The organism is Pseudovibrio sp. Ad37 (assembly GCF_001623075.1).
Classification (GTDB): Bacteria; Pseudomonadota; Alphaproteobacteria; order Rhizobiales; family Stappiaceae; genus Pseudovibrio.
On sequence record NZ_LMCF01000144.1, the window covers coordinates 1 to 23810 of the forward strand.

The following is a 23810-nucleotide window of genomic DNA, read 5'->3' on the forward strand; positions in this document are numbered from 1 at the left end:
ACTGACCGACCGGACACTTCGACCATCCCGTAAAACAAGACGGCGGATCTTGGCTGCACTTTCCATCAATATCACCCGTTCATGCCCCGCGCTAAATGCACGGATCCTAACAAACAGGTGGGTCAATCTTAAACGCTCATAACCCACCTAACCGGGTCAATTTTGCATGCCGATTCACAGTCTGAAACATGTCAACGCGGCAGGTATCAGTCACAACGACATCAAAGGGGGCAACATCCTATTCGACAAGAACAGCCAATCCCTCAAAATCGCTGATTTTGGCTTTGCAGGCACCATTGGAGAAGATCCACTGGACTTCGGCACCCCGGCGTATTCCAGCCCGGAAGCCATCGCCGCCGCCTTCAAAGACGCAGAGGATCGTGACCGCCTGGACGATAAACAGGACGGCTATGCCGTTGGCCAGATGGTATATGGCGGAGGTGAAGGTGAAGCCAATCTTCTGGGCGCGCCGGATTGCGACAGCCCTTATGCATTCGCTCTCCATGTTGTGCGCAAACTGAGTAATTCCAAATCCCAAAACGCACAAACCGACGAGAAATACAGCCCGGAGAAAGCCCTCAAGCCAACAGATGATCCTGATCTGGCTGGAGAGCCCGGTTATTACAACGAGAGTTACGAGTCTCAGTACGCCCGCTTCGTCAACAACTCCATGCAGATTGATCCTCAAAAGAGAAGCAGTCTGGACGACATGCAGCAAAGCCAGTTTTTACAGGACCCACTCCTACAACCAGATGAAGCGAAAAAAGTCCTCGCCTACATCATGCAGCAGAACAGCTCCAAATCCGCATCAGAGAAAAGCTAGGCTAGCAGGACCACCCCTCACAAAATCCTCTAGCTATTGGACTTCGGCGGCTTCTTCTTCACCTTCTTGGCAATCTCCCGCTCATCACTGGCAATCACCACATCCTGAGGCTGGGAAAGCTCAATCAGGTTGCCGTCAGGATCGCGAATGTAGACAGACAGGATCGGCGAACTGGCACCTGTGCGGAACACAGGCCCCTCCACAATCGTCACAGCGGCAGCACTCAACCGCGCAATGGCCGAATCCAGACTCTCAACCAGAAAGCAAAGATCTGCCGTCCCCGGCATCTGCTCCTGAGCGATCGGAGTATGATCCACATCAGTGGGCTGAAGGTTGATCTTCTGCTGACCGAAATGCAGAGCCCTCCGCCCGCCTCCGAATATGATCTCCTCCATACCCAGCACATCCTGATAAAACCGACTGGTACGTTCAACATCATGAACGGTAAGCACGACATGGTCGAGAGAAACCAACCTCATCACTCGCTCCTTCAAGCGCATGCCAAAAACTGACTGTCAGCTTCCATAGGAACGCGCAAAATCTGCAACAGCTTTTTCCATAGCAACCATAACCCTGCCTTGCACAAGGAACCAACACCTAGTTTCAGGCGAGATGAACAAAAGGTGCACTGCCTATTTTTTAACCATTATGCGCAGTGTTTGTGCACCAGATATATTTCAGATGCAGTTTCCCATTATTATTAAGGGAGCAAACTGCCCGCTTTCGCGGCTTTTTAAGAAAATTTCAAAACTGGCACGGTTTCTGCATTCATATTTCCGTAAGTTTTGAATCGCGAACTTTCTGCACACGCGCTGATCATTTTTAAGAGCATGCCAGATCAGCAGCGCACGCAGATACAAGACGAACTGAGAGTGTGAAGACCATGAAGAAAATTGAGGCGATCATTAAGCCGTTCAAACTGGATGAAGTGAAAGAAGCACTTCAGGAGGTTGGTCTTCAGGGGATCACCGTTACCGAGGCAAAAGGATTTGGCCGCCAGAAGGGTCATACAGAACTCTATCGTGGCGCCGAGTACGTGGTGGACTTCCTGCCAAAGGTAAAGGTGGAAATCGTACTCAACGACGATCTTGTAGAAAAAGCTGTAGAAGCCATCCGTGACGCTGCACAGACCGGCCGCATTGGTGACGGCAAGATTTTTGTCTCCAGCATCGAAGAAGCAATCCGTATTCGTACGGGAGAGACGGGCGAAGACGCTGTTTAACCCAGAGTTTCACTAGGAAATCACGAGGACTGAATGAGTTAGGGGCAACGATCCCACACGCTTGGTCTTCCAGTTTACAACACTGCGCCACTGGCGATTTTAATAAGAGGAATAGGAAGTTATGACAACCTCCGCTGATGTCTTGAAAGAAATCCAGGAAAAAGACGTAAAGTTCGTAGATCTTCGTTTTTCTGATCCGCGCGGCAAGCTGCAGCACGTCACCATGGATATCTCCCAGGTGAACGAAGACATGTTCGCAGAGGGCGTCGCATTTGACGGTTCTTCTATCGGTGGTTGGAAAGCAATCAACGAATCCGACATGATGCTGATGCCAGATCCGGAAACAGCTCATATCGACCCATTCTTCGCGCAGTCCACCATGTCCATCTTCTGTGACGTTCTCGACCCACGCACAGGCGAAGGTTACAACCGTGACCCACGCATGACAGCCAAGCGCGCTGAAGCCTATGTGAAAGCATGTGGCGCTGGCGACACCGTATTCGTTGGCCCGGAAGCTGAATTCTTCATCTTCGACGACGTTCGCTTTGCAGCAGACCCATACAACACCGGCTTCAAGCTGGATTGTTCCGAACTGCCATCCAACATGGATAGCGAGTACGAGTCCGGTAACCTCGGTCACCGTCCACGCACAAAAGGCGGTTACTTCCCAGTACCACCAATTGACAGCGCGCAGGACATCCGTTCCGAAATGCTGACTGTCATGTCCGACATGGGCGTTAAAGTTGAAAAGCACCACCACGAAGTGGCAGCAGCTCAGCACGAGCTCGGCATGCAGTTCCAGACCCTGACAACCTGTGCTGACCACATGCAGATCTACAAGTACGTGGTTCACCAAGTTGCACACGCTTATGGCAAGTCCGCGACCTTCATGCCTAAGCCAGTCTTCGGCGACAACGGCACCGGCATGCACTGCCACTTCTCCCTATGGGAAGACGGCAAGCCAACCTTTGCTGGCAGCCAGTATGCTGACCTTTCCGAGAATGCTCTGTACTTCATCGGCGGTATCCTGAAGCACGCGAAATCTCTGAACGCATTCACCAATGCGTCCACCAACTCCTACAAGCGTCTGGTACCGGGCTACGAGGCTCCAGTTCTTCTGGCATACTCTTCCCAGAACCGTTCTGCATCCTGCCGTATTCCATTCACATCTTCTCCAAAAGGCAAGCGCGTTGAAGTTCGCTTCCCGGATCCTTCCGCAAACCCATACTTGGCGTTTGCTGCACAGCTGATGGCTGGCCTTGATGGCATCAAGAACAAGATCCATCCTGGCGATGCTATGGATAAGAACCTGTATGATCTGCCAGCAGAAGAACTCTCCGAGATCCCAACTGTTGCAGCATCTCTGCGTGAAGCTCTGGAATGCCTCGATGCAGACCGTGAATACCTCAAAGCAGGCGGTGTATTCGATGACGACCAGATCGACGCCTACATCGAACTGAAGATGGAAGAAGTCATGCGCACAGACATGACCCCTCACCCAGTTGAGTTCGACATGTACTACTCCGTCTAAGTTATGAAGGGACTGCTTTAACTCCAATGCACCTATGGCGTATCCATAAGACGAGCTTCGGCTCAAATCAGGAGACGCCTTTCAAAAGCAGTCCTCTCATCTAGGCACAATAAAACCCCGGCTGGCCTCAGTCGGGGTTTTGTTTTTTCCATCACCCAGATCTCATCTGGCGATACAAACCTGCATCAGCAAAGCAGAGACCTTACCAGCCGCCCTCTCTCATCTCCGCAGAAATCTCAAGACGCACCCGATCGCTGGTCAATGGCGTAAACTTACCAACACCAAAGTCACTGCGCAAAATCGCTCCCTTACCCTCTACACCTATCCACTGCCCCTGATAGTAATCAAAGTAGCTTCCCAGCGGATGCGGGCCATTGTGTTTGAGCTGAAAGTCCAGTTCCACCGGATGCTTTTGGTCCCTGATGGTCAGATTCCCTACCAAGGTCACAGCTGTTGCTCCGGTTTGTTTGACGGATGTGGACACAAACGTGATCTCAGGAAATTTCTCCGCGTCAAAGAAGTCAGAGCCTTTCAGATGCTCATCCAGCGGCTCAACACCCGTATCCACGCTTGCCGGATCAATAGTCACACTGACTTTCGTTTCTTCAATCTTTGCCGGATCAAACTCCACTTCCCCGCCAACAACCTTCCACTCACCAGACTGCTCTGTCAGTCCCGCATGATTGTAGTAAAACCGAACCTCGGTATGGGTCGGATCAAATTTGTAGCTCGCGGCCTGCGCTGACGCTGTGAATGCAAGCGATGCCGCAACAACGGCGAATTTCGTGAAATGCCTCATGCTTTTCCTGCCTCATATCCCTGTTTGTCACATAAAAACTGCAGTTTCCTGCAAATGCACACTCATTAACCTATTGATTTTTATCATGTTAATATATATGCATGTATATACATCTAAATGAATGAAAACCATTTTCAAGAGCGGAATGCGCAAATAACGAGGATGTGATGTCTGTCAGCAAAGAGTCAGTTTCTCTCTGGATCGCTCTCAACCGAGTGCAAAAGACCATCTACACCGATATCGAAGGCGCCTTCAAAGCAGAGCGTTTCCCCCCTCTCTCCTGGTATGACATCCTCTGGGAACTGGAGAACGCACCCGATGGCCTGAGGCAATTCGAGCTGGAGCAACGTGTCCTCTTTCAGCAGGCCAACCTCTCCCGTGTTATCCAGTCGCTTGCCAAGGCTCAGCTGGTCGAGAGCAAACCCGCCCTCAAGGACAAGCGCGGCAAGACCCTTTTCATCACCTCAAAGGGAAAAGATCTCCGCGCCCAGATGTGGCAAACCTATGAGCGCATGCTGGAAGAAAAACTCGATACAAAAATCAGCAAGGAAGGCGCGACCCAACTCGCAGCAGCCTTGAAGGCGCTAGTTTAGATTTTTTCATCGACCAGTGGGTCGCGACAGTAAACAATGGCTTTACGCGCAACACAGCGCCTCTACACAGCAACGCAAGAAAACACGAAAGAACGCAAACCAACGCACACTAGAGCGCAAAGAGGATATGTCATCACCACGTCACGAAACTGCGTTTAAGTGCAATGAGGTTATCAGTATCTGATCGTGCTGATTAGACCCGCATACTCTTCAAAGGCGATCCTCTCGGATCGCCTTCTTTTTCGCGCTTTTTTGGAAAAATAGAGCGTCTTCACTAAGGCAGCACTAACTATTTTCTCCCCCATCCCTTGAAAGAAAACCCAAGCGTTCCTATGATAGGTACAGGTCAACAAAAGGAGAGCCAATGACTCCACCGGACCTGCATGTTGTACGGTTTTTATAAAGGCAATTCGGTACTTATGAAGACCCTCTGCAAGATGCTACAATATAGCAAGACTACAAAACGGCCTGAGCGACCGAGCGTCATCAGACGGTAAGCACGGATCGAACCCGGACGTACACGGGCGGAAATCATATCAAACGCCCCAGCATATAGCCTTGAAACGGTAAATCGCGGCGATCCGACTATAAAAGCAAAACCCCGTTTAGACCTTCGAGAAGGACGCGGGGTTTTCTTTTGGCCATTGCAAAGTATTTCGCACCCTCTAAAATATACCAATTACATTCATATTTTAGAGAAAACAATGACTGCAGCAGCCGACACAATTGAACTTCTCCCCACGCTCCCTTCCCTCAACATTCAGGAAACAAAAGCGTTTTACGCAGATAAGCTCGGCTTTACCAACGTCGTTTACGAACAAGACGACTTTCTGATTCTGCGCAGAGACACTTTGGAAATCCACTTCTGGCTCACCACAGAAAAGCACTTGTGCAACAACAGCAGCGTTTATTTCCGTGGAGGACCTATCGCCGATCTTCACGAAGAATATCGCCAACTCGGACTTCCGGAAGACAGCAAGAGCGAACCCCGCTTCACACCACTCGCCAAACGCCCCTGGGATATGGAAGAGTTTTACATCCACGACCCTCACGGCAACCTGTTGAAATTCGGTCGCATTCCGCTCTGAGCCAAACAAGCAGGAAACATCCTTGCATTCTGGTGATGCCATCCAGCAAGCCCAAGTGCCAAATTCTCAGCGCAATCCCAAATCCGCAGCATAGCATTTGGGCTTTCCAGAAAAAACGAGTGAATCCCGCTGAAAACTCAGGTATAGACCTTTCAACTTGGAAATACTCAGTAATTTGAACAGGCTTGACCAATGAGCTCATATAAATCCGAATTTATGCGGACAATGGAAGAACGCGGCTTCCTGCACCAACTCTCTAACGCCGAAGGTCTGGACGAACTTTGTGCGAAAGAGACCGTAACCGCATATATTGGCTTTGACTGTACAGCCTCCAGCCTGCACGTTGGCTCCCTTGTACAAATTATGATGCTGCATTGGTTCCAGAAGACCGGCCACCGTCCGATTACCCTCATGGGCAGCGGCACAACACGCGTTGGCGACCCGACCGGTAAAGACGAGAGCCGCAAAGTTCTGACCGATGAAGACATCGAAGGCAACAAAAACGGCATCAAACAAGTCTTTGAAAAGTTTTTGCAATTCGGTGATGGCCCATCTGATGCAATGATGATGGACAACGCCGATTGGCTGCTCAAACTCAACTACATGGACTTCCTGCGTGATGTTGGCCGTTATTTCTCCGTCAACCAGATGATCCAGCGCGACAGCGTGCGCCTGCGTCTGGAACGCGAGCAGCACCTGTCGTTCCTCGAGTTCAACTACATGCTCCTGCAGGGCTACGATTACCTCGAAATCCATCGCCGCACAGACTGCCGTCTGCAGATGGGCGGCTCTGATCAGTGGAGCAACATCCTCTCTGGCGTAGACCTTGGTCGCCGTCTTGCAGACAAAGAACTGTTCGCCCTCACCACCCCGCTGCTCACCACAACTTCCGGTGCCAAGATGGGCAAAACCGCAGCAGGCGCAGTATGGCTCAACGCAGACATGCTCAGCCCCTACGATTATTGGCAGTTCTGGCGCAACACCGAAGATGCTGACGTTGAGAAGTTCCTGAAACTCTTCACCATTTTGCCAATGGACGAGATCAAACGTCTGGCAGGAATGGAAGGCGCTGAGATCAACGAAGCCAAGAAGGTGCTGGCAACCGAAGCCACCGCCCTGCTCCATGGCCGTATCGAGGCTGACAAAGCTGCTGAGACGGCTCGTAAGGCGTTTGAAGAAGGTGCCAATGCCGCTGGTCTGCCAACCATCGAGATTGCTGCTACAGAGCTGAAAGAAGGCCTCGGCATCCTCAACGCTTTCGTAACCGCTGGCCTGTGTTCTTCCAACGGAGAAGTCCGTCGCAACATCAAAGGCGGCGCTGTACGCATCAACGATAAGGCGGAGCAGGATCATAACCGCTCTATCACCGACGCTGATCTGACCGATGATGGCGTGATCAAACTTTCCCTTGGCAAGAAAAAGCACGTTCTTGTAAAGCCAGTCTAACAAGCTGGCATCACAGTGATTTTAACAAGGCCGGGTCATGCACCCGGCTTTTTCTTTACCTGCAAAACACTGCAAGTTTATGCAATTACAGCCAGTCAGCTGCACCTTGAACTAGGCCTGATAACCTAAACTGCTTCTCTCGTATTCAGGAGCAGCCCCCATGGCGATGCAGGATTGGAACGCACAACAATACTTGAAGCACGCAGCCTATGTCGCAGACTTTGGGCAGGATGCACTTGAACTGCTGGCTGTGCAACCCGGAGAAAGCATTTTGGATCTGGGATGCGGTGAAGGCACGCTGGCCCAGGAAATCCAAAGCCGAGGGGCAATCGTAACCGGCGTCGACACAGCAGAAGACATGCTCCTGCAGGCGAATGAGAAAGGCATCAAGACCTGCCTCATACCTGCTGAAAATCTCAATTTTAACAAGGAGTTCAACGCAGTTTTCTCCAACGCAGCCCTTCATTGGATGCAGGACTACAAGGGCGTCATCCGCGGTATTGTGAAAGCTCTTAAGCCGGGAGGTCGGTTTGTTGGTGAAATGGGATGCGACCGGAACTGCCGCATCATCCGATCTGCAATGGAGAACGTGTTCGCCGAAAACCCTACTTTCGGCCCCTACAAGAGCCCCTGGATTTTCCCACCTCCCGAAACGTATATGCGCGCGCTGAAAGAAGCGGGCTTCTCAGTTACCTACCATACAGAAATCGAACGCAGGACACCGCTGGAAACAGGAATGAAGGGATGGCTGCAACTCTTTACCAACAGCCTCACAGAGCAGCTGAGCGAGACCCATAAGAAGCGATTTTACAAAGAAACAATCAAGCATCTCAAACCGCTGCTTTATTCGAGAACCAGAGGTTGGGAAGCAGACTACGTTTGCATGCGCTTTGCAGCCTACCTCCCTGTTACCTCTACTTAAATTCAAAGATACGGCGGAACACACCCGGCGCAATTGCAGAGATCGGGTTGACCTGGAACTTAGGCTTCTCAAAAGTACCATCCAGCTTATAGGTCACGCCAAACAGCCCTTCATCAGAAGAGCCTCCACCCAGAATGAGACCAATCACCGGCAGTTTCGCAAACAGGTTGTTCAAGGCATAGGCAGGAACAAACGTGCCAGCCATATCCAGCTGACGGCTCTTCAGATTGGCATTCCCGCTAAAGGTCCCGCCAATAATAGCACCGCTCAACGTTCCCTTAGAAACATTCAGAATATCTCCACTGCGCGAAAACTGCATGCGCATCTTTTGGAAAGACGCCTCACCAGAATTCACTGCAGCAGAATACACCTCACTGTTCCGCGTTCCGCGAATTTCCTTCGGCTCGATCCCTTTCAGCGCTTTAATCGCAGGGTCTTCCGTGATGGAGAAATCATTTACAGTCAGCTGACCAACCCAGTTGGTATCAGTTGGCATCTGGATATCCAGACGTCCGTTACCACCCCGCATACGAGGGAACAGGTCCATAAACCGTAAGAACTCACCAGCATTATTCAGCTTGCCTTTTGCAAAGCGATGCTTCCCCTCGCCGCCCACGGTGAAATTGAATTGACCACGGCTTGAAGTTGCGCCCGAAACCGCAAGGTTCACAGCGCTCTCTCCACGGAAGAGCCCATCAACACGCACGTTTTGAGCCTGTACACCTCTGAAACCGATCAGGCGCCGGAATGTCAGGTCAACCGCAATCACATCTCTTTTGCGCTTTGTCGAAGCACCTGCCTTATCTGCCCCAAACGAATCCAACAGGGCACGGCCATCAAAGCGATCCGCATTCATAACAACCTGATACCCACCACCACGGCGTGGACGAACAGTCATCTTAGCTTTGTCATTGGGGCGCAGATTGAACGCGGAGAAGTCGGCAAGCGCCAGCTTTCCATTGCCGTCAATCTTCAGATTGCCGCGAACTTCAACACCCTCAGACAGGAATGAGAAGTTATGGAGCGTCCTGGCATTACCATTTTTTGTCACACGAAACCTTGCGGTTGCACGTACACCGGACGCCTTGCTCCAGCCAACCTCACGAACGTTGATGGCAGCTTTTGAGAGGTCCAATTCAAACACCTGCGCGCCGCCACTGTCTTCATAACTGACTTTCACAGAGCCTTTGACATAACCCTGAAGATCAACGCCGTAGTCTGTCAGATCTTTGGCATTGGCAACAAACGTCACGCCCTGACGGTCTTCAGCGCCACTACCATCGCGGCTGGTGCTCAAATCAATCTCAGAGTGGAAGCCATTCAGCTTCCCCTTGCCTGAAATCTGGGTTTGCTTTGTATCCGCTTGAACGGTCAGATTTGCATTTTCAATGGTCTGCCCTGAGATTTTCGCTTTACTAGTAAAATCTTTCAGATCCAGATTAGCCCGCCACTCAACATCTTTAACCTTGAGATTCTTGATGAGCGGGAACGAGGCTTCCACGCGGACTTCCCCCATGCCAGAAAGGTCCGCAGGCACGACACTAAAGCCCTCCAGCGCATTTATGGGTTCTGCATCAGCAAGCACACCCAAATCGTCAGCACGCCCCGTCAGCAACACAGACAACTCAGCAGGCAGCGCGCCTGGTACTGCGATATTCTTGATCGCAAACTGAACCTCTGGCACCTTAACGATGTTCCCGTCTTGCATACGGAAATGACCATTACTGCCGGAGATCGTGAAATCTTCGTTCTCGATCTTGCCAGCCCCGGTAAGGTCTCGCACCACTGGCAGAGTCTTGAGCGCTTTGACTGAGCCATCAATCACATCAAATGTTGCTGTAAGGCCATCTCCCTGCCACGCAGGCGTACTCCGGTCGCCATCAAAGGCTTCTGGCCCAAGCGCCAGATCCAAGGCAATATTATCAACCCGGCCTGGGCCGAGGTGATCAATCAACCAGTTTCGGGTTTTCGGTGCCGTGACCGTCGGCCAAACCTGCAACACTTCGCCAAAGCTCAGGCTCGGGCTGAAAACAGATAGCGCAAGAGACGGCCCCGGTTTCCCGTAGTAGAACGACCCCGCAACATTGATGTCAGCATCAAGCCCAACAGCACGGGCTCGCTCAATAGAAATCAGGGAGTTTGTCGGATCAAACGTGCCCGATGCATAAGCATCAGGAAACAGCAGCGGCGGCGATTTTACATCAGCAGGCGCCAAAACAATCTCCCGGGAACCAAGCGAATAATTCCACTCAGCACCTTCAGTTACAGGTGGCTGCACAACGCCACCAAACACAACGCGTGTGTTTTTACGGCGCAGATAAGATCGCCCGATAATAATATCGGGATTATCGCGCTGCAAATTGAGATCCAGGAATGCTTCGTCAATGGTGATAGAATTATCTGGAGCAGTACGGATGAAGATTGGAGAGGTACGAACATTCATATCCGCGCCAACAAACTCACCGGTCGCCCATAGTTCAGCATTCGCTTCAACAAACAGACGCGTATTCGCCAGCTTGTCATCACGAGCAAAACTGTGCGTTGGCAACAAATCTCGCAGCGAGGCATCACGCAGATTGACGGAAATGTTTCTCGCACCAGTTTCAGGTGTAACAGTGCGCTTCAGATCCCATGACCAGTCCCCTTCACGGCCTACGATCTTGGCGTTTACTGCAAAGGAGAGATCATCCAGCAGCACGGCATTTGCATCAATACCATCAGCTACAAACTCTTCACCCTGCGCATTGATTACCAGTCGGCCGTACTCAATAGCAACTTTCTCAAGGTGCCAGCGTTTGAGCTCCTCAACAGCAATCACACTAAACTTGTCGATCGCCACCACGCGGTTTTGCACCCGCGGCAAAGGTTCTGATCCACTCGCTAGCTTGATCGTTGCAGAAGGCCGTGCCAGCGCGACACTGGTGATTTCCAGATCACCGGTCAGCAGCCCAGACAGATTGATGCCGATTTCGGCCCGTGGAAGTAACACAGTCGCAGCAGTGCGACCTTTGACGCGAATAAGGGAGTCTTCCAGGAGAATACGGCTGCCATTTTCACCAAACAGATCAAACTGCGCACTACCAACGGTGACATTCAGCGCTTTGCTCTCAAACTGTTTGATTGCCCAATCCACGAGGTAGGGAACAGAAAACGGGCCACTCATCACCCGGTATCCGCTAAAACCAAACGCTAAAAATAGAAAAACGCAAACAACACCCCATATTACGCGTCGCTTAAAACGACGTGTAACAGGAGAGCTCTCAAGCTCTGCTGTATTCCCAACATCAACAGCCAGAATCTTATTCCCTGTTTTAGTGGTACGTTCGATTTTGACCGAATCGTAACCTGCGATAGCATCGCGTGATCACAGGTGCTCTGCAAGATTAATTGCTTATCTACACCATACTCAAAAAAACGGCGTCCCAAGAGACCAAATGGCACCCCAGGAGCAAATAAAGAATGCCTGATACGAAAGATGCGACACCTTCCTTACCGCAGGAAGGCATGCTGGCACCGGATTTTACCTTAGCCACAGATTCGCAAGGACAATTCACCCTATCAGAACAAACTGGCCAGTCGGTCGTCGTTTATTTTTATCCAAAAGATGACACACCAGGCTGCACAAAAGAAGCAATTGCCTTTACCGAAAATGCGGCTGAGTTTGAAAAACACAATGCTGTTATCATCGGCATTTCGCCCGATACACCACTAAAGCATGACAAGTTTAAGGCGAAACACGGACTTAACGTCACACTTGGGGCAGATATCGAGAAAGAAGTTTGTGAGGCCTACGGGGTCTGGGTGGAAAAAAACATGTACGGAAAGAAGTACATGGGCGTTGAACGCTCCACATTTCTCGTTGATAAAACCGGCAAGATTGCCAAGATTTGGCGTAAGGTCCGCGTTCCCGGCCACGTCGAAAATGTCTTGGAAGAATTACAAGGTCTGAGCCAGTAAAGAATGCCAAAACTTCCAGGCAAGAATGATGCGGATGCGTTTGCAGGGCAAGCGCATCTATCCCTCCCTGAAAACACCAGCGTAAAGTCCCTCAAGGACGGCGCACGCCAAATCCTCGAGACACCTGATTTGGACCTAAAAGTCGCGCTTGCGTATTACGTTGCAAATCAATGGTTCAAAGGTGCCCTGTCCATTTCCTGCGGCACCGGCGAAAGGCCCATGCAGGATCGTCCCGGTCGTCCGGCCAAGCCTGAACTTCTCCCACCACGAGATATGCCTAAACGCGCTGTTGGAGGGAAAAACGGCAAGGTCGCCCTGCTCCATTCTCTGGCACACATCGAGCTCAATGCCATCGATCTCACCTGGGACCTGATCGGCCGCTTCACCCATGTACCCATGCCACGTTCCTACTATGACGACTTTGTCCGCGTTGGTTTGGAAGAGGCAAAGCATTTCACACTCATCCAAGAACGCCTTGCAAAACTTGGGCACGCCTATGGCGATCTGCCAGCCCATGACGGTCTCTGGCAAGCAGCCCAGTCAACCGGCAAAGACCTAATAGCACGTCTAGCGATTATTCCGCTCGTGCTCGAAGCCAGAGGCCTCGACATCACCCCATCCATGATAGAGAAGGCCAACGCAACCGGTGATGAAGACACTGCCAGCGTCCTACATGTGATCTACCACGATGAAAAAGGGCATGTTGCCTATGGAGCAAAATGGTTCCGCTTCATGTGTGACAGGCATCGTGTACGTCCTGAGCCACGTTTTCAACAGCTCGTAAAACAGCATTTTAAAGGACCGCTGAAGCCTCCGTTTAATGACAGGGCAAGATCAGAAGCAGGCCTCACTCCGGGCTTCTATCGTCCGCTCATCAAATTGACCCAATGATACACTGCACTTAGACTTTATTAACCATAACTAACTTTAATTGAATTTAACAAATCATTTCCAGTAGGCAAACTGAGCAAGTGGTCATCCGATGAAGCTTTCCAGGTGCAGTGAGTTTTCTAACAATTACAACCAATTGAAATTGGATGGCCCAATGTGGCTTTCGCGCATCACATCTGAGCTGCGCGTAATTCCTCCCATGGCCTATTGGGTTTCCGGTCTTGCGGCAACGGTGGTCGTCTCCGCAGTATTGGCAAGCAGCTTTCAACAGTCTCTCAGCGAGATGCGACTTAATTCAACATTATCCAGAGAATTGGCGCTCCGTGAAAACTATGAAAGTGAAATTCGAGACCTTAAATTTCAGCTCGGTGAGATGCGTGGACGGTTGGATCAGGATACATCCGGTCTGAGTGCCCCTGCCCGCAAACAGCAAGCGCAACTGTTACGACAGTTTCAGGAAATCGAAGCGCTGGTGACATTGGCGGAACAATCAAACCTCGTCCTCTCCGCCATCCCGCCTTCTCCAAAGCGCAAACCGCAACAAAGAGAAGTCAGTGTTGCACACTCCAACAAACTATCTTTTGCGCCACAACAAAACGATGCTCCGCTCGATATTCTGAAAACACTGTCAGGCAAGCAATCCACCGCGCCACAGCCAGCTGCCCCTCACAAAGACTTCTACGCAAAGCAAGCGCAAGGGCAACTCTTGCTCACTGCTTACACACAAGCGGCAATGGACGACATTAAACGTGCAAACACGCTGCTTAAGAAAGCCGGCGTTGCACAGCCTGTCTTTGTTACCCCAAGTTCATCTGCTGGCGGCATCTATCAGCACGTTGGGTCTGCTGATTTAGACAGCAGCATGATTGCTGCACGCCGGATCATTGAACAACGCATTGAATTGAATATCAAAGTGGATGCCTTGCCCTTTGGCCGCCCGCTCTCCAGCTTCAACATCTCCAGTGCGTACGGAGCCCGAACAGACCCGTTCCTTGGCAAACCCGCAATCCACACTGGTCTGGATTTCAAAGCACCTCGCGGAACCTCAGTCAAAGCAACCGGCACCGGCATTGTCTCACTCTCACGGTACAACGGCGGCTACGGCCTTTCCGTGGAAATCGTACACGACAACGGCCTAGTAACCCGCTACGCCCACATGCACAAGCTACTCGTTAGCGAAGGCCAGCGCATCAACATGGACGATATTATAGGTACTGTCGGCAATACGGGCCGCTCAACAGGCCCCCACCTCCACTACGAGGTGCGCCTCAACGGCAAGCCAGTCAACCCAATGCGCTTCATCCGCAATGGCGACAGACTAGCAGCGATTTTCAAGCCCAAAAAACAAACCAAAGTCGCGTTCAACCTTCCATAAAACCATTTGGAAAACAAAAAACCCCAGAACTGAGTTCCAGGGCTTTCTAATTCATTTCAACAGATTCAGACTTAATCCAGATCTTCAACCGCAGCAGGCGCGTTGCCGAATGCGCGGTGCGCCAGCGTTGCTTCCATGAACTTATCCAGATCGCCATCCAAAACGTCAGAAGGCGCAGTGCATTCCACGCCTGTACGCAGATCCTTCACGAGCTGATATGGCTGCAGAACATATGAGCGGATCTGATGTCCCCAACCAATATCAGTTTTGGACGCAGCATCCTTACTCGCCTGCTCTTCACGGCGCTGAAGTTCAGCTTCATAAAGACGCGCGCGAAGCATATCCCACGCAGTTGCGCGGTTTTTATGCTGTGAACGCTCACTCTGACACTGAACCACAATACCCGTCGGATTGTGCGTAATGCGAACAGCAGAGTCAGTCGTGTTCACGTGCTGGCCACCTGCGCCAGAGGCGCGATAGGTATCGATGCGGCAATCGCTTTCGTTGATCTCGATATTGATACTGTCATCAATAACCGGATAAACCCAGACGGACGCAAAGGACGTATGACGACGCGCGTTGGAGTCATATGGCGAGATGCGAACAAGACGGTGAACACCAGCTTCGGTCTTCATCCAGCCGTATGCGTTCTCACCTTTAACAAGCAAAGTTGCAGACTTGATGCCAGCTTCTTCGCCGTCATTGTATTCCATCAGCTCGACCTTATAGCCGTGCTGCTCACCCCAACGACGATACATACGCAAAAGCATGCTGGCCCAGTCCTGACTTTCAGTACCGCCCGCACCGGAATTGATCTCGATATACGTATCATTTCCATCGGCTTCACCGGAGAGCAAAGACTGCAGCTGCAGCTTATTGACCTGTTCCAGCATAGCTTTCAAAGCAGCCTCAGCCTCATCAACAACGGACTGATCATCTTCCATCTCGCCCATCTCAATCAGTTCCTGATTGTCAACGAGATCCTGCTCAAGCTTGCGAACACCGCCAATGCTGTCATCCAGCTGCTGACGTTCACGCATCAGTTTTTGCGCATTCGTCGGGTCATTCCAAAGGTTTGGATCTTCAGAAAGCGCATTGAGTTCATCTAGACGGACAAGTGCAGTGTCCCAGTCAAAGATGCCTCCTCAGCAGGCTTATGGCCTGCTTGATTTCGTCGACGATGGCCTCCATTTCGGCGCGCATCGGATACCTCACTTTTTTGAAAAACAACTGTGCAGTCAATAACACTGCGTCGGGTGCGAACATAATCGCAGCAAACGATTTCCGCAATCAGCCAGACCACAGAAACTGTGGGCTGGTCATGCAGTTAGCAAGACCAGCCCATGAAGTTTTTAGTAAAGTCCACCTGTGCCGGACATAACGGCACGCCCGGCTTCCGGAGACAGATCCTGACGGATACCAATCTCATCCTGGAAGCCAATGACAGAGTAACTGTCTGGTGGCGATGTACCCGGTTTGAAGGATTCCAGAATTGTACCCGGAGCCCCGGCACCAGCCCGCAGACCAGTACGGCGGTTGATAGACACCAGACGCAATCCGTTTGGAACACGGAACTCCAATGGAGGCGCATCCTTCAGAGCGTCCTTCATGAAGGCCGTGAAGATTGGCGCAGCAACCTGACCACCAGTTGCACCGCGGCCCATTTTGCGAGGCGTGTCGTATCCAACGAACACACCCACAGTCAGTTCTGGCGTAAAGCCAACGAACCATGCATCACGCTCATCATTGGTGGTACCAGTTTTACCAGCAACAGGACGGCCAACAGCTTTAACACTTGTCGCCGTACCGCGCTTGACCACACCTTCCATCATGGAAGTGATCTGATAGGCGGTCATAGGATCAAGCACCTGCTCACGAGTATCAATCAGCTCAGGTTCTCCCTGATTGTTCCAATACTCTTCGGAGCAGTCTGTGCAAACAAGCTGATCGTTCTGATAGATAGTCTCACCATAACGGTTCTGGATACGGTCAATCAGAGTAGGCTGCACTCGGCGCCCGCCATTGGCCATCATGGAATAAGCCGCTGTCATGCGCATCACGGTGGTTTCACCCGCACCAAGAGACATGGAGAGCACCGGCATCATATTGTCGTCAATGCCAAAACTGCGCGCATATTCAGCAACCAGATCCATGCCCATATCCTGAGCAAGACGAACAGTCATCACGTTACGGGACAGTTCAATACCCGTACGCAGAGTAGATGGCCCATAGAACTTGCCACCATAGTTTTGTGGCTTCCATGGCGCCTGACCCGGCCCCTGCTCAATTTCAACAGGCGCATCGAGCACCACTGAAGACGGCGTATAACCATTATCAAGCGCAGCTGCATAAACGAACGGCTTGAACACAGAGCCCGGCTGACGCCAAGCCTGCGTCGCGCGGTTAAACTGGCTTTCGGCGTAGCTAAAACCACCAACCAGCGCGACAACGCGGCCAGTATTCGGATCCATGGCAACAATGGCACCCGAAACCTCTGGCACCTGCTGCAGTACGTATTTGCCACTCGCCTGACGCTGAACGTAAATCACATCGCCCGGGCTTAACACTTCCTGCACATTGCGAGGTGCACGCCCGTTGACGCGAGCCCATTTCATATCACTCAGGGAGAGATCTGCACGGACACGCTCAGTAGAAAGTTTCCGGTTTGCCATGCGCTTTGGACGAAGACCTACTACGGCTTTCTGATTACTCACAGACAGAACCACCGCACTCGTCCACTCAGGAACATCGTTCAGCGTCTGAACTTTGGCAAGCGCCGCGCCCCAGTCGCTGGAGGTGATTTCAATCGTGCTGATCGGACCGCGCCACTTGCCACGCTTATGGTCAAAGTCAACCAGGCCGTCACGCAGTGCCTTACGCGCCTTCAGCTGCATTTCAGGATCAAGGGAAGTACGAACGGACAGACCGTCCTCATAAAGTTTCTCTTCACCGTACTGACCGGCCAACTGGCGTCGCACAGCCTCAGAGAAATACTCAGAGCCTTTCACGAGGTTACCGGTTGGACGCAGCTTAACATCAAGAGGCTTGGCCTTAGCTTCAATACCTTCCTGAACAGTCACGTAACCATTCTCAACCATACGGTCGATGACCCAGTTCCGGCGCTCAATCGCACGGTCCCGGTAGCGGTATGGGTGATAGTTGGACGGACCTTTTGGAACAGCAGCGAGATACGCAATCTCTTCAAGCTCAAGCTCGTGAACAGATTTATCAAAAAGGATTAGGGAAGCAGCGCCAACACCGTAAGCGCCGACACCGAGATAAATCTCATTCAGATAAAGCTCAAGGATCTCTTCTTTCGTAAACGCTTGCTCGATACGCAGAGCAAGAAGCGCTTCTTTGATCTTGCGCTCATACTTCTGCTCACCAGTCAAAAGGAAGTTCTTTGCAACCTGCTGAGTAATCGTGGACGCTCCAACAAGGCGGCGCCCAGATCCACTGTTACGAACGTTGGTGATCACCGCACGGCCAATGCCCCACGGGTCGATCCCGATGTGTTCATAAAAATTCTTATCTTCAGCAGACAAGAAAGCTTGTTTCACACGGTCCGGAATAGCCTGAATCGGAATAAACAAACGCCGTTCACGCGCGAACTCATACATAAGATGCCCATCAGCAGCATGCACACGTGTCATGACTGGCGGTTCATAATCTTTCAGCGCGGTGTAGTCCGGTAGATCCTTGGTTATGTCATTGAGATAAATCCACAATCCGGCAGCTGCAATCAGCCCCAGAACAACTGAAATCCCAAAGAGATATCCAATGAACTTTAAAAATAATCTCATATTCGGGCTCGTTTGCTTTCCCGCTAAGAATGTTCGTGTCGTGAAGCCAGCATTCCAGAGGCAGTTTCAAACGCCGTTCCTGATGCATTTCCCGTTAAGGGTCAAGAGGTCTCTTCCTGAAATGAATGCAGCAGAATCGAATCCAGACTTCACTGTTACAGTTTGGCACCCAATCGCTTTTCATTATGTCAAAGCTGAGGCAGGAACTTAGCCTTTATCCCACTACAGCCGCGACATATACGCACCCGAAAAACAACCACACCAAACGGCTATTGCTGCGCAATTCTAGCCCGAAAGAAACCGTTCGTCGCTTGAACAATCGCATCCGACACGCGTTCCCGCCACTCATCAGAACCTAACATTTTCTCATCCAGATTATTGGAAAGAAATCCAAGTTCAATCAAAACAGACGGAACATCGTGGCTTTTCAGCACTTGGAACCCCGCAGAACGAAGAGGATTTTTAATAACTGTTGTGGCGCTTTTAAGTTCTTCAACCACCAACCGTGCAAAATGGATCGAAAAATTCTTGGTTTCACGGCGGGTGAGCTCGACCAAAATATCTGTAACCTCTTCAGGTTCATCAGAAAAATCGACCCCGCCAATCACATCCGAATAGTTCTCACGGCGCGCCAGCGCAGCCGCCATTCGGTCAGACGCTCGCTCTGAGAGCGTGTAGATTGAGGCTCCACGCGTCGTCTCTGCCCCATTTGTGATCGAATCCGCATGAATGGAAATGAACAGATCAGCCCCTTTCCCACGCGCCAGCTTGGTCCGGTTTCCCAAAGAGATGAATTTGTCATCATCACGGGTTAGATGGACCTGATAGTAGCCAAGTTTATCCAGTTTCTCTTTCAAAAACCGACCGAAATTCAGAACGATCGCCTTTTCAAGCGTACCATTACTGCCAACTGCGCCAGAATCAACACCGCCGTGCCCCGGATCGATAATGATCACAGGCAGCTCATTTTCAACCGATGTAGCTGGCTCTTGAGTTTCTTGCTTTGGAACAGATGCCGTCGCCCCTACAGGCTGCGCATGTGAAGTGGCCTGACCAACCGCAGCTTCAAACTCATCAGGAGAAGATTCGGTCAGATCAATAACCAGCCGTGTTGGTTGATCTTGTACGCCGGGCAACAAAAAGGTTTTATCCAGAGCAACTGGAGAGTTGAGATCCAGTACTACTCTGGAACGCCCTTTGGAGATGGAGCCATACCGCCAGGACCGAACCAGTCCCCGCCCTTTTGGCACGAAATCTCTTGGAAACTGGAAGGTGACAGACGGCAGGTCAATCACCAACCGATAAGGGTGAGACAAGAATGAAAGGTTATATCCAACCTCACCATCCATATCCAGAATGAAGCGCGTCCGTGCCAGATCTCCGGCAACACGTGCATCAGAAACGACCGAAACCGCGTTTTGCGCTGATGCAGCAGCACTCATGGCAACTGTTGCAATGAGAGAAAACGCAACACAATAAAAGCTGAGAGCACAGAACCTGAATGCATGACTGATGCGGCTCACCTTTTCACTCCCCTATAGAAACATTGGCAATTTAGTTTAAATCAAGTTGAACGATTAAAACACGATTAAGCGAAAGTCACCCCGCCAAACCTATCATTAAGCATTGATTAACAACTGCAGCTTTCGTAGCAAGACATCGCCAGATCGATTTTCCCAAGCTTGCCAAGCGTCTCGAGGGATCGTAAAAGGTTTACTAGGACTTCGATTTGGAATTGTTCCGTAAAGTTGTGAGCCATATTTTTTGAAGCTGATATCCTGAGTTTTTCGCAGTTTTCAAACTGATCGAAATGTTTCAAAAAGCCCATATGAGCCATTTGTGCCGTTTCCGGTTTGTTGATGAGGATGCGGTATAAACCAACTGGAAGAGCAGTCTGCTCGAGAGCCAAGACAGAGTTTTGCCGTGACATTTTCGGTCATGGCGGGTTGTGAACAGATTTTCTGTCGCTTTGGATAAGTGCTTTATCCCCGATTTTTCGGAGAGATACGGCAGTTAGGCGCAGGAACAGACGTTTACAGATTGGAAGCCTGAAGAAGCGCTTCCATTTCAAGCATACCGCCTTATGGGCGGTCAAAAAGAGATCATTAAGGGCGAACGGTTTGTCAAAGCTACGCGCAAATACAAATGAACATGGGTTAAGAAGCAGTGCGCTGACGTGTCAGTCGGTCCCTTCTTGTCGTGGTCATGCGCGCCGCCGTCTCTCCTTTTCTACTAGCAACTTACATAACAAGTTGACCGACCTGACGATGTACAAATCTCAGCGCCACTCGCGCCGTCTTCAGTGTTTGGTCCTAAGGAACTCACTTCATGGCAAACAAGATGCTGATAGATGCGACCCACCCGGAGGAGACCCGGGTTACGGTCGTGCGCGGGAATCGGGTTGAGGAATTTGACTTTGAAGCCGCAAACAGAAAGCAGCTTCGCGGAAATATCTACCTAGCTAAAGTCACACGAGTAGAGCCATCACTTCAGGCAGCTTTTGTCGAGTACGGCGGCAACAGACATGGGTTCCTCGCCTTCAGCGAAATCCATCCGGATTATTATCAGCTCCCGAAAGAAGATCGGGAGGCTCTTGAAGCTCAGCTTGCAGCTGAAGCCGCTGCAAACCAGCGTGAACGTGCCCGCAGAGAAAAAGAAGAAGCAAAGCGTGAAGCAGAAATTCAAAAGGTAGCAGCTGCAAAAGCCGCAGAAGCCTCTGAAGACGTTGTTGCTGAACTGATCGAAGCTGAAACCAGTGCTCTGGAAGCAGAACACGAGGCTGAAGCTCTTGCCAGCATGGATGCTCCTTTCCAGGATGACAGCATCGAGGATATTGAGGCAGAAGCTACGGAAGAAGACGAAGCTGGCATTTCTACAGCACAAAAAGCAAGCGCTGATGAAGCAACGGCTGCCAAGCCTTCTTCAAAAAAGCCTGTAGCTGAGCCTGATGCTGCTGAAGACGCAGAAGCTTCCGCCAAAGCCGCATCAGAAGACGCGACTGAGGAAGCTGCAGAAGAGACATCTGAAGCTGACGAGCAGGATGATAGCGAAGAGGAAGCGGAAGAAGAAGTTACCGCACGCCCTCGCCGTCTGCGCGACAACTATAAGATTCAGGAAGTCATCAAACGCCGTCAGCTGCTGCTGGTACAGGTCGTGAAGGAAGAGCGCGGAAATAAAGGCGCTGCTCTGACAACATATCTGTCCCTCGCTGGCCGTTACTCTGTTCTGATGCCAAACACCGACCGTGGTGGCGGGATCTCCCGCAAGATCACTAAGCCAACAGACCGTAAGCGCCTGAAGCAGGTTGCTGGTGATTTGGATGTGCCGAACGGCATGGGCGTTATCCTGCGTACCGCAGGCGCCAGCAGAACCAAAGCAGAAATCAAGCGTGACTTCGAATACCTCCTGCGTCTTTGGGAAAATGTCCGCGAACTGACACTTGATTCAGCAGCTCCTACCCTCGTTTACGAGGAAGGCAGCCTGATCAAGCGCTCTATCCGCGACCTGTACAACAAAGACATTGATCAGGTTATGGTTTCAGGCGAAGAAGGCTACCGTGAAGCGAAAGACTTCATGCGCATGCTGATGCCAAGCCATTCCAAGAATGTTCAGCCTTATCGCGATGCAACGCCAATCTTCACCCGTTTCGGTGTAGAAGCCCAGCTCGACGCAATGTTCTCACCACAGGTGACGCTGAAGTCTGGTGGCTACATTGTCATCAACCAGACAGAAGCTCTAGTTGCGATTGATGTGAACTCCGGGAAAGCAACCCGTGAACAAAACATTGAAGACACAGCTCAGGCAACCAACCTTGAAGCAGCAGAAGAGATTGCACGTCAGCTTCGCCTGCGTGACCTCGCCGGCCTTGTGGTTATCGACTTCATTGATATGGAAGAGAACCGCAACAACCGCGCTGTTGAACGTCGTCTGAAAGAATGTCTGAAGTCTGACCGTGCCCGCATTCAGGTTGGCCGTATCTCACATTTCGGCTTGTTGGAAATGTCACGTCAGCGCATCCGCACCGGCGTACTCGAAAGCTCATCAGTTGTTTGCCCGCACTGCCATGGTTCTGGCATCGTGCGCTCAGTAGAATCTGTTGCTCTGCATATCCTCCGCTCCCTGGAAGATCAGCTGCTGTGTGGATCTACTCACAACTTGAACCTGAGCACGCCAAATGAAGTGGCGATGTACATTCTCAACCAGAAGCGCCATCACCTGATGGATCTGGAGCGTCGCTTCGGTCTGGAGATTTCCATTCTCGGAGACGATACAGTCACCGAACAGCACTTCACTCTGGAGCGCGGCGAGCTGGCAACACCAAGCGAGCGTACGCAGCCTCTGCCAGCTACAGTTCAGCCAGACACCATCTTCCCCGTTGAGGAGGAAGAGGAAGACATCGTTGAAGAGGCTCCTGAGGAAGAGAAGCAAGAAGAAGAAGCTGATGAGGACGGCAATGATCGCCGTCGTCGCCGTCGTCGTCGTCGTCGTCGCACTGGCAACGAGAAAGACGAAGCTGAGCAGCAGGAAACAACATCTGCGAGCGCTGAAGAGCCGTCTACTGAAGAGGACGCATCCTCTGAAGAAAAGTCAGCTGACGCGGATTCTACTGAGTTAACAGACGAAGAAGAAGATCGCCGCCGCAAGCGTCGCCGTGGTCGCCGTGGTGGCCGCCGCTCCCGTCGCAGAAGCGGATCTGACGAAAACGGCGAGAACGGTGAAAGCTCCGAGGAAGCAGAAGGCTCAAAAGAAAGCTCTGTGGACAGCGTTGAGGAGATCATCGCAGAAGCAAAATCTGAGACCGCAGATGAGGCAGTAGCTGCAGAAGACACTGCTACTCCTGCAGAGCCGGTAACAGAGGCTGTAGTTGAAGAAGAGCCGAAGAAAGAAACCCGCAAGCCTCGCCGTCGTCGCAGAGTAAAACCTGCACCTGAGGAAACAGCTGAAAAGGAAGCTTCTTCTGAAGCCACCGAAGCTCCTGCCCCTCAGGCTGAAGAAACTTCAGACGTCGCAGTGAAAGAAGCTCTCGCAGAAGTGGCAATACAAGCCGAACAACCTGCAGAAGCTCCGGCAGAACCAGTGAGCAAGCCTGCAGAACCGGTGGCTGAGCAGCCTAAAGAAGAAAAGCCTGCGGAAGTCGCTAAGGTTGAAGTGAAGGAAGAAGCTCCGGCTGTCGAGGCCCCTAAAGCTGCAGAAGCAGAAGTTGGGGCCGAAGCACCAGCGAAACCGAAAGCGCCAACCAAACCGGTTGTGACATCGCATAAGGTTGTTGAAGGGGAAACCGTTGCCGTTGAAGGCGATGATGACTCGCCGCGCCGCACAGGTTGGTGGCAGCGCCGCTCTTTCTTCTAAGAAGAAACAAG

Annotated in this window: 18 protein-coding genes; 11 read left to right on the top strand and 7 right to left on the bottom strand. The window is 51.3% G+C overall.

Features of this window, described 5'->3' with window-relative positions:
- Positions 1-166: 166 nt before the first annotated feature.
- Positions 167-823, top strand: coding sequence for a serine/threonine-protein kinase (locus PsAD37_RS18710; protein WP_208991967.1), 657 nt, complete (start codon positions 167-169; stop codon positions 821-823).
- A gap of 29 nt (positions 824-852) precedes the next feature.
- Here PsAD37_RS18710 and PsAD37_RS18715 read toward each other — a convergent pair whose 3' ends face one another.
- Positions 853-1302, bottom strand: coding sequence for a VOC family protein (locus PsAD37_RS18715; protein WP_063297434.1), 450 nt, complete (start codon positions 1300-1302; stop codon positions 853-855).
- A gap of 404 nt (positions 1303-1706) precedes the next feature.
- Here PsAD37_RS18715 and PsAD37_RS18720 point away from each other — a divergent pair, with 404 nt between their 5' ends.
- Positions 1707-2045, top strand: a complete 339-nt coding sequence (locus tag PsAD37_RS18720; protein WP_057461792.1) for a P-II family nitrogen regulator — start codon at positions 1707-1709, stop codon at positions 2043-2045.
- A 121-nt stretch (positions 2046-2166) separates the two neighbouring features.
- Positions 2167-3576 (top strand): type I glutamate--ammonia ligase, encoded by a 1410-nt coding sequence (gene glnA, locus PsAD37_RS18725; protein WP_057461793.1) that lies wholly within the window; start codon positions 2167-2169, stop codon positions 3574-3576.
- A 202-nt stretch (positions 3577-3778) separates the two neighbouring features.
- On the opposite strand, the gene PsAD37_RS18730 is transcribed toward glnA, so the two are convergent.
- Positions 3779-4375 carry a YceI family protein gene (locus tag PsAD37_RS18730; protein ID WP_063297435.1) on the bottom strand — a complete coding sequence of 199 codons (597 nt, stop codon included), beginning with the start codon at positions 4373-4375 and terminating at the stop codon, positions 3779-3781.
- A gap of 167 nt (positions 4376-4542) precedes the next feature.
- Here PsAD37_RS18730 and PsAD37_RS18735 point away from each other — a divergent pair, with 167 nt between their 5' ends.
- The 4 genes from PsAD37_RS18735 (at position 4543) to PsAD37_RS18750 (ending at position 8424) form a co-directional block, all read left to right on the top strand.
- A complete protein-coding gene (locus PsAD37_RS18735; RefSeq protein WP_063289041.1) occupies positions 4543-4968 on the top strand; it encodes a MarR family winged helix-turn-helix transcriptional regulator in 426 nt (141 codons plus the stop codon).
- Positions 4969-5672: 704 nt separating this feature from the next.
- Positions 5673-6056 carry a VOC family protein gene (locus PsAD37_RS18740; RefSeq protein WP_063297436.1) on the top strand — a complete coding sequence of 128 codons (384 nt, stop codon included), beginning with the start codon at positions 5673-5675 and terminating at the stop codon, positions 6054-6056.
- Positions 6057-6248: 192 nt separating this feature from the next.
- Positions 6249-7502, top strand: coding sequence for a tyrosine--tRNA ligase (tyrS, locus tag PsAD37_RS18745; protein ID WP_063297437.1), 1254 nt, complete (start codon positions 6249-6251; stop codon positions 7500-7502).
- A gap of 160 nt (positions 7503-7662) precedes the next feature.
- Positions 7663-8424 (top strand): class I SAM-dependent methyltransferase, encoded by a 762-nt coding sequence (locus PsAD37_RS18750; protein WP_063297438.1) that lies wholly within the window; start codon positions 7663-7665, stop codon positions 8422-8424.
- Here the strand turns inward: PsAD37_RS18750 and PsAD37_RS18755 are convergent.
- Entirely contained in the window at positions 8417-11587 is a 3171-nt protein-coding gene (locus tag PsAD37_RS18755; RefSeq protein WP_063297439.1) for an AsmA-like C-terminal domain-containing protein, read from the bottom strand. The genes PsAD37_RS18750 and PsAD37_RS18755 overlap by 8 nt on opposite strands.
- Before the next feature lie 296 nt (positions 11588-11883).
- Here PsAD37_RS18755 and bcp point away from each other — a divergent pair, with 296 nt between their 5' ends.
- From bcp to PsAD37_RS18770, 3 genes are all read left to right on the top strand, one after another.
- Positions 11884-12381 carry a thioredoxin-dependent thiol peroxidase gene (gene bcp, locus PsAD37_RS18760; protein WP_063297440.1) on the top strand — a complete coding sequence of 166 codons (498 nt, stop codon included), beginning with the start codon at positions 11884-11886 and terminating at the stop codon, positions 12379-12381.
- A gap of 3 nt (positions 12382-12384) precedes the next feature.
- Positions 12385-13272, top strand: a complete 888-nt coding sequence (locus PsAD37_RS18765) for a ferritin-like domain-containing protein (RefSeq protein WP_063297441.1) — start codon at positions 12385-12387, stop codon at positions 13270-13272.
- A gap of 154 nt (positions 13273-13426) precedes the next feature.
- Entirely contained in the window at positions 13427-14647 is a 1221-nt protein-coding gene (locus PsAD37_RS18770; RefSeq protein WP_063297442.1) for a M23 family metallopeptidase, read from the top strand.
- 71 nt (positions 14648-14718) lie between these two features.
- Here PsAD37_RS18770 and prfB read toward each other — a convergent pair.
- From prfB to PsAD37_RS18790, 4 genes are all read right to left on the bottom strand, one after another.
- Positions 14719-15850, bottom strand: a protein-coding gene (gene prfB / locus PsAD37_RS18775) for a peptide chain release factor 2 (protein ID WP_153039802.1) whose coding sequence is annotated in 2 segments (ribosomal slippage) — positions 14719-15780 and positions 15782-15850 — 1131 coding nt in all. Because the reading frame shifts where the segments join, the coding sequence is not laid out codon by codon here.
- 149 nt (positions 15851-15999) lie between these two features.
- A complete protein-coding gene (locus PsAD37_RS18780; protein ID WP_063297444.1) occupies positions 16000-18450 on the bottom strand; it encodes a penicillin-binding protein 1A in 2451 nt (816 codons plus the stop codon).
- Between the two features lie 269 nt (positions 18451-18719).
- The gene (locus PsAD37_RS18785; protein WP_063297445.1) at positions 18720-19973 is read right to left on the bottom strand and encodes an N-acetylmuramoyl-L-alanine amidase; all 1254 of its coding nucleotides are present in this window, start codon (positions 19971-19973) and stop codon (positions 18720-18722) included.
- A 107-nt stretch (positions 19974-20080) separates the two neighbouring features.
- On the bottom strand, positions 20081-20380 hold the full coding sequence (locus tag PsAD37_RS18790) for a hypothetical protein (RefSeq protein ID WP_063297446.1): 300 nt from the start codon (positions 20378-20380) through the stop codon (positions 20081-20083).
- A gap of 398 nt (positions 20381-20778) precedes the next feature.
- Between PsAD37_RS18790 and PsAD37_RS18795 the strand changes: the two genes are divergently transcribed.
- A complete protein-coding gene (locus PsAD37_RS18795; RefSeq protein WP_063297447.1) occupies positions 20779-23799 on the top strand; it encodes a ribonuclease E/G in 3021 nt (1006 codons plus the stop codon).
- The last annotated feature ends 11 nt before the right edge of the window (positions 23800-23810 follow it).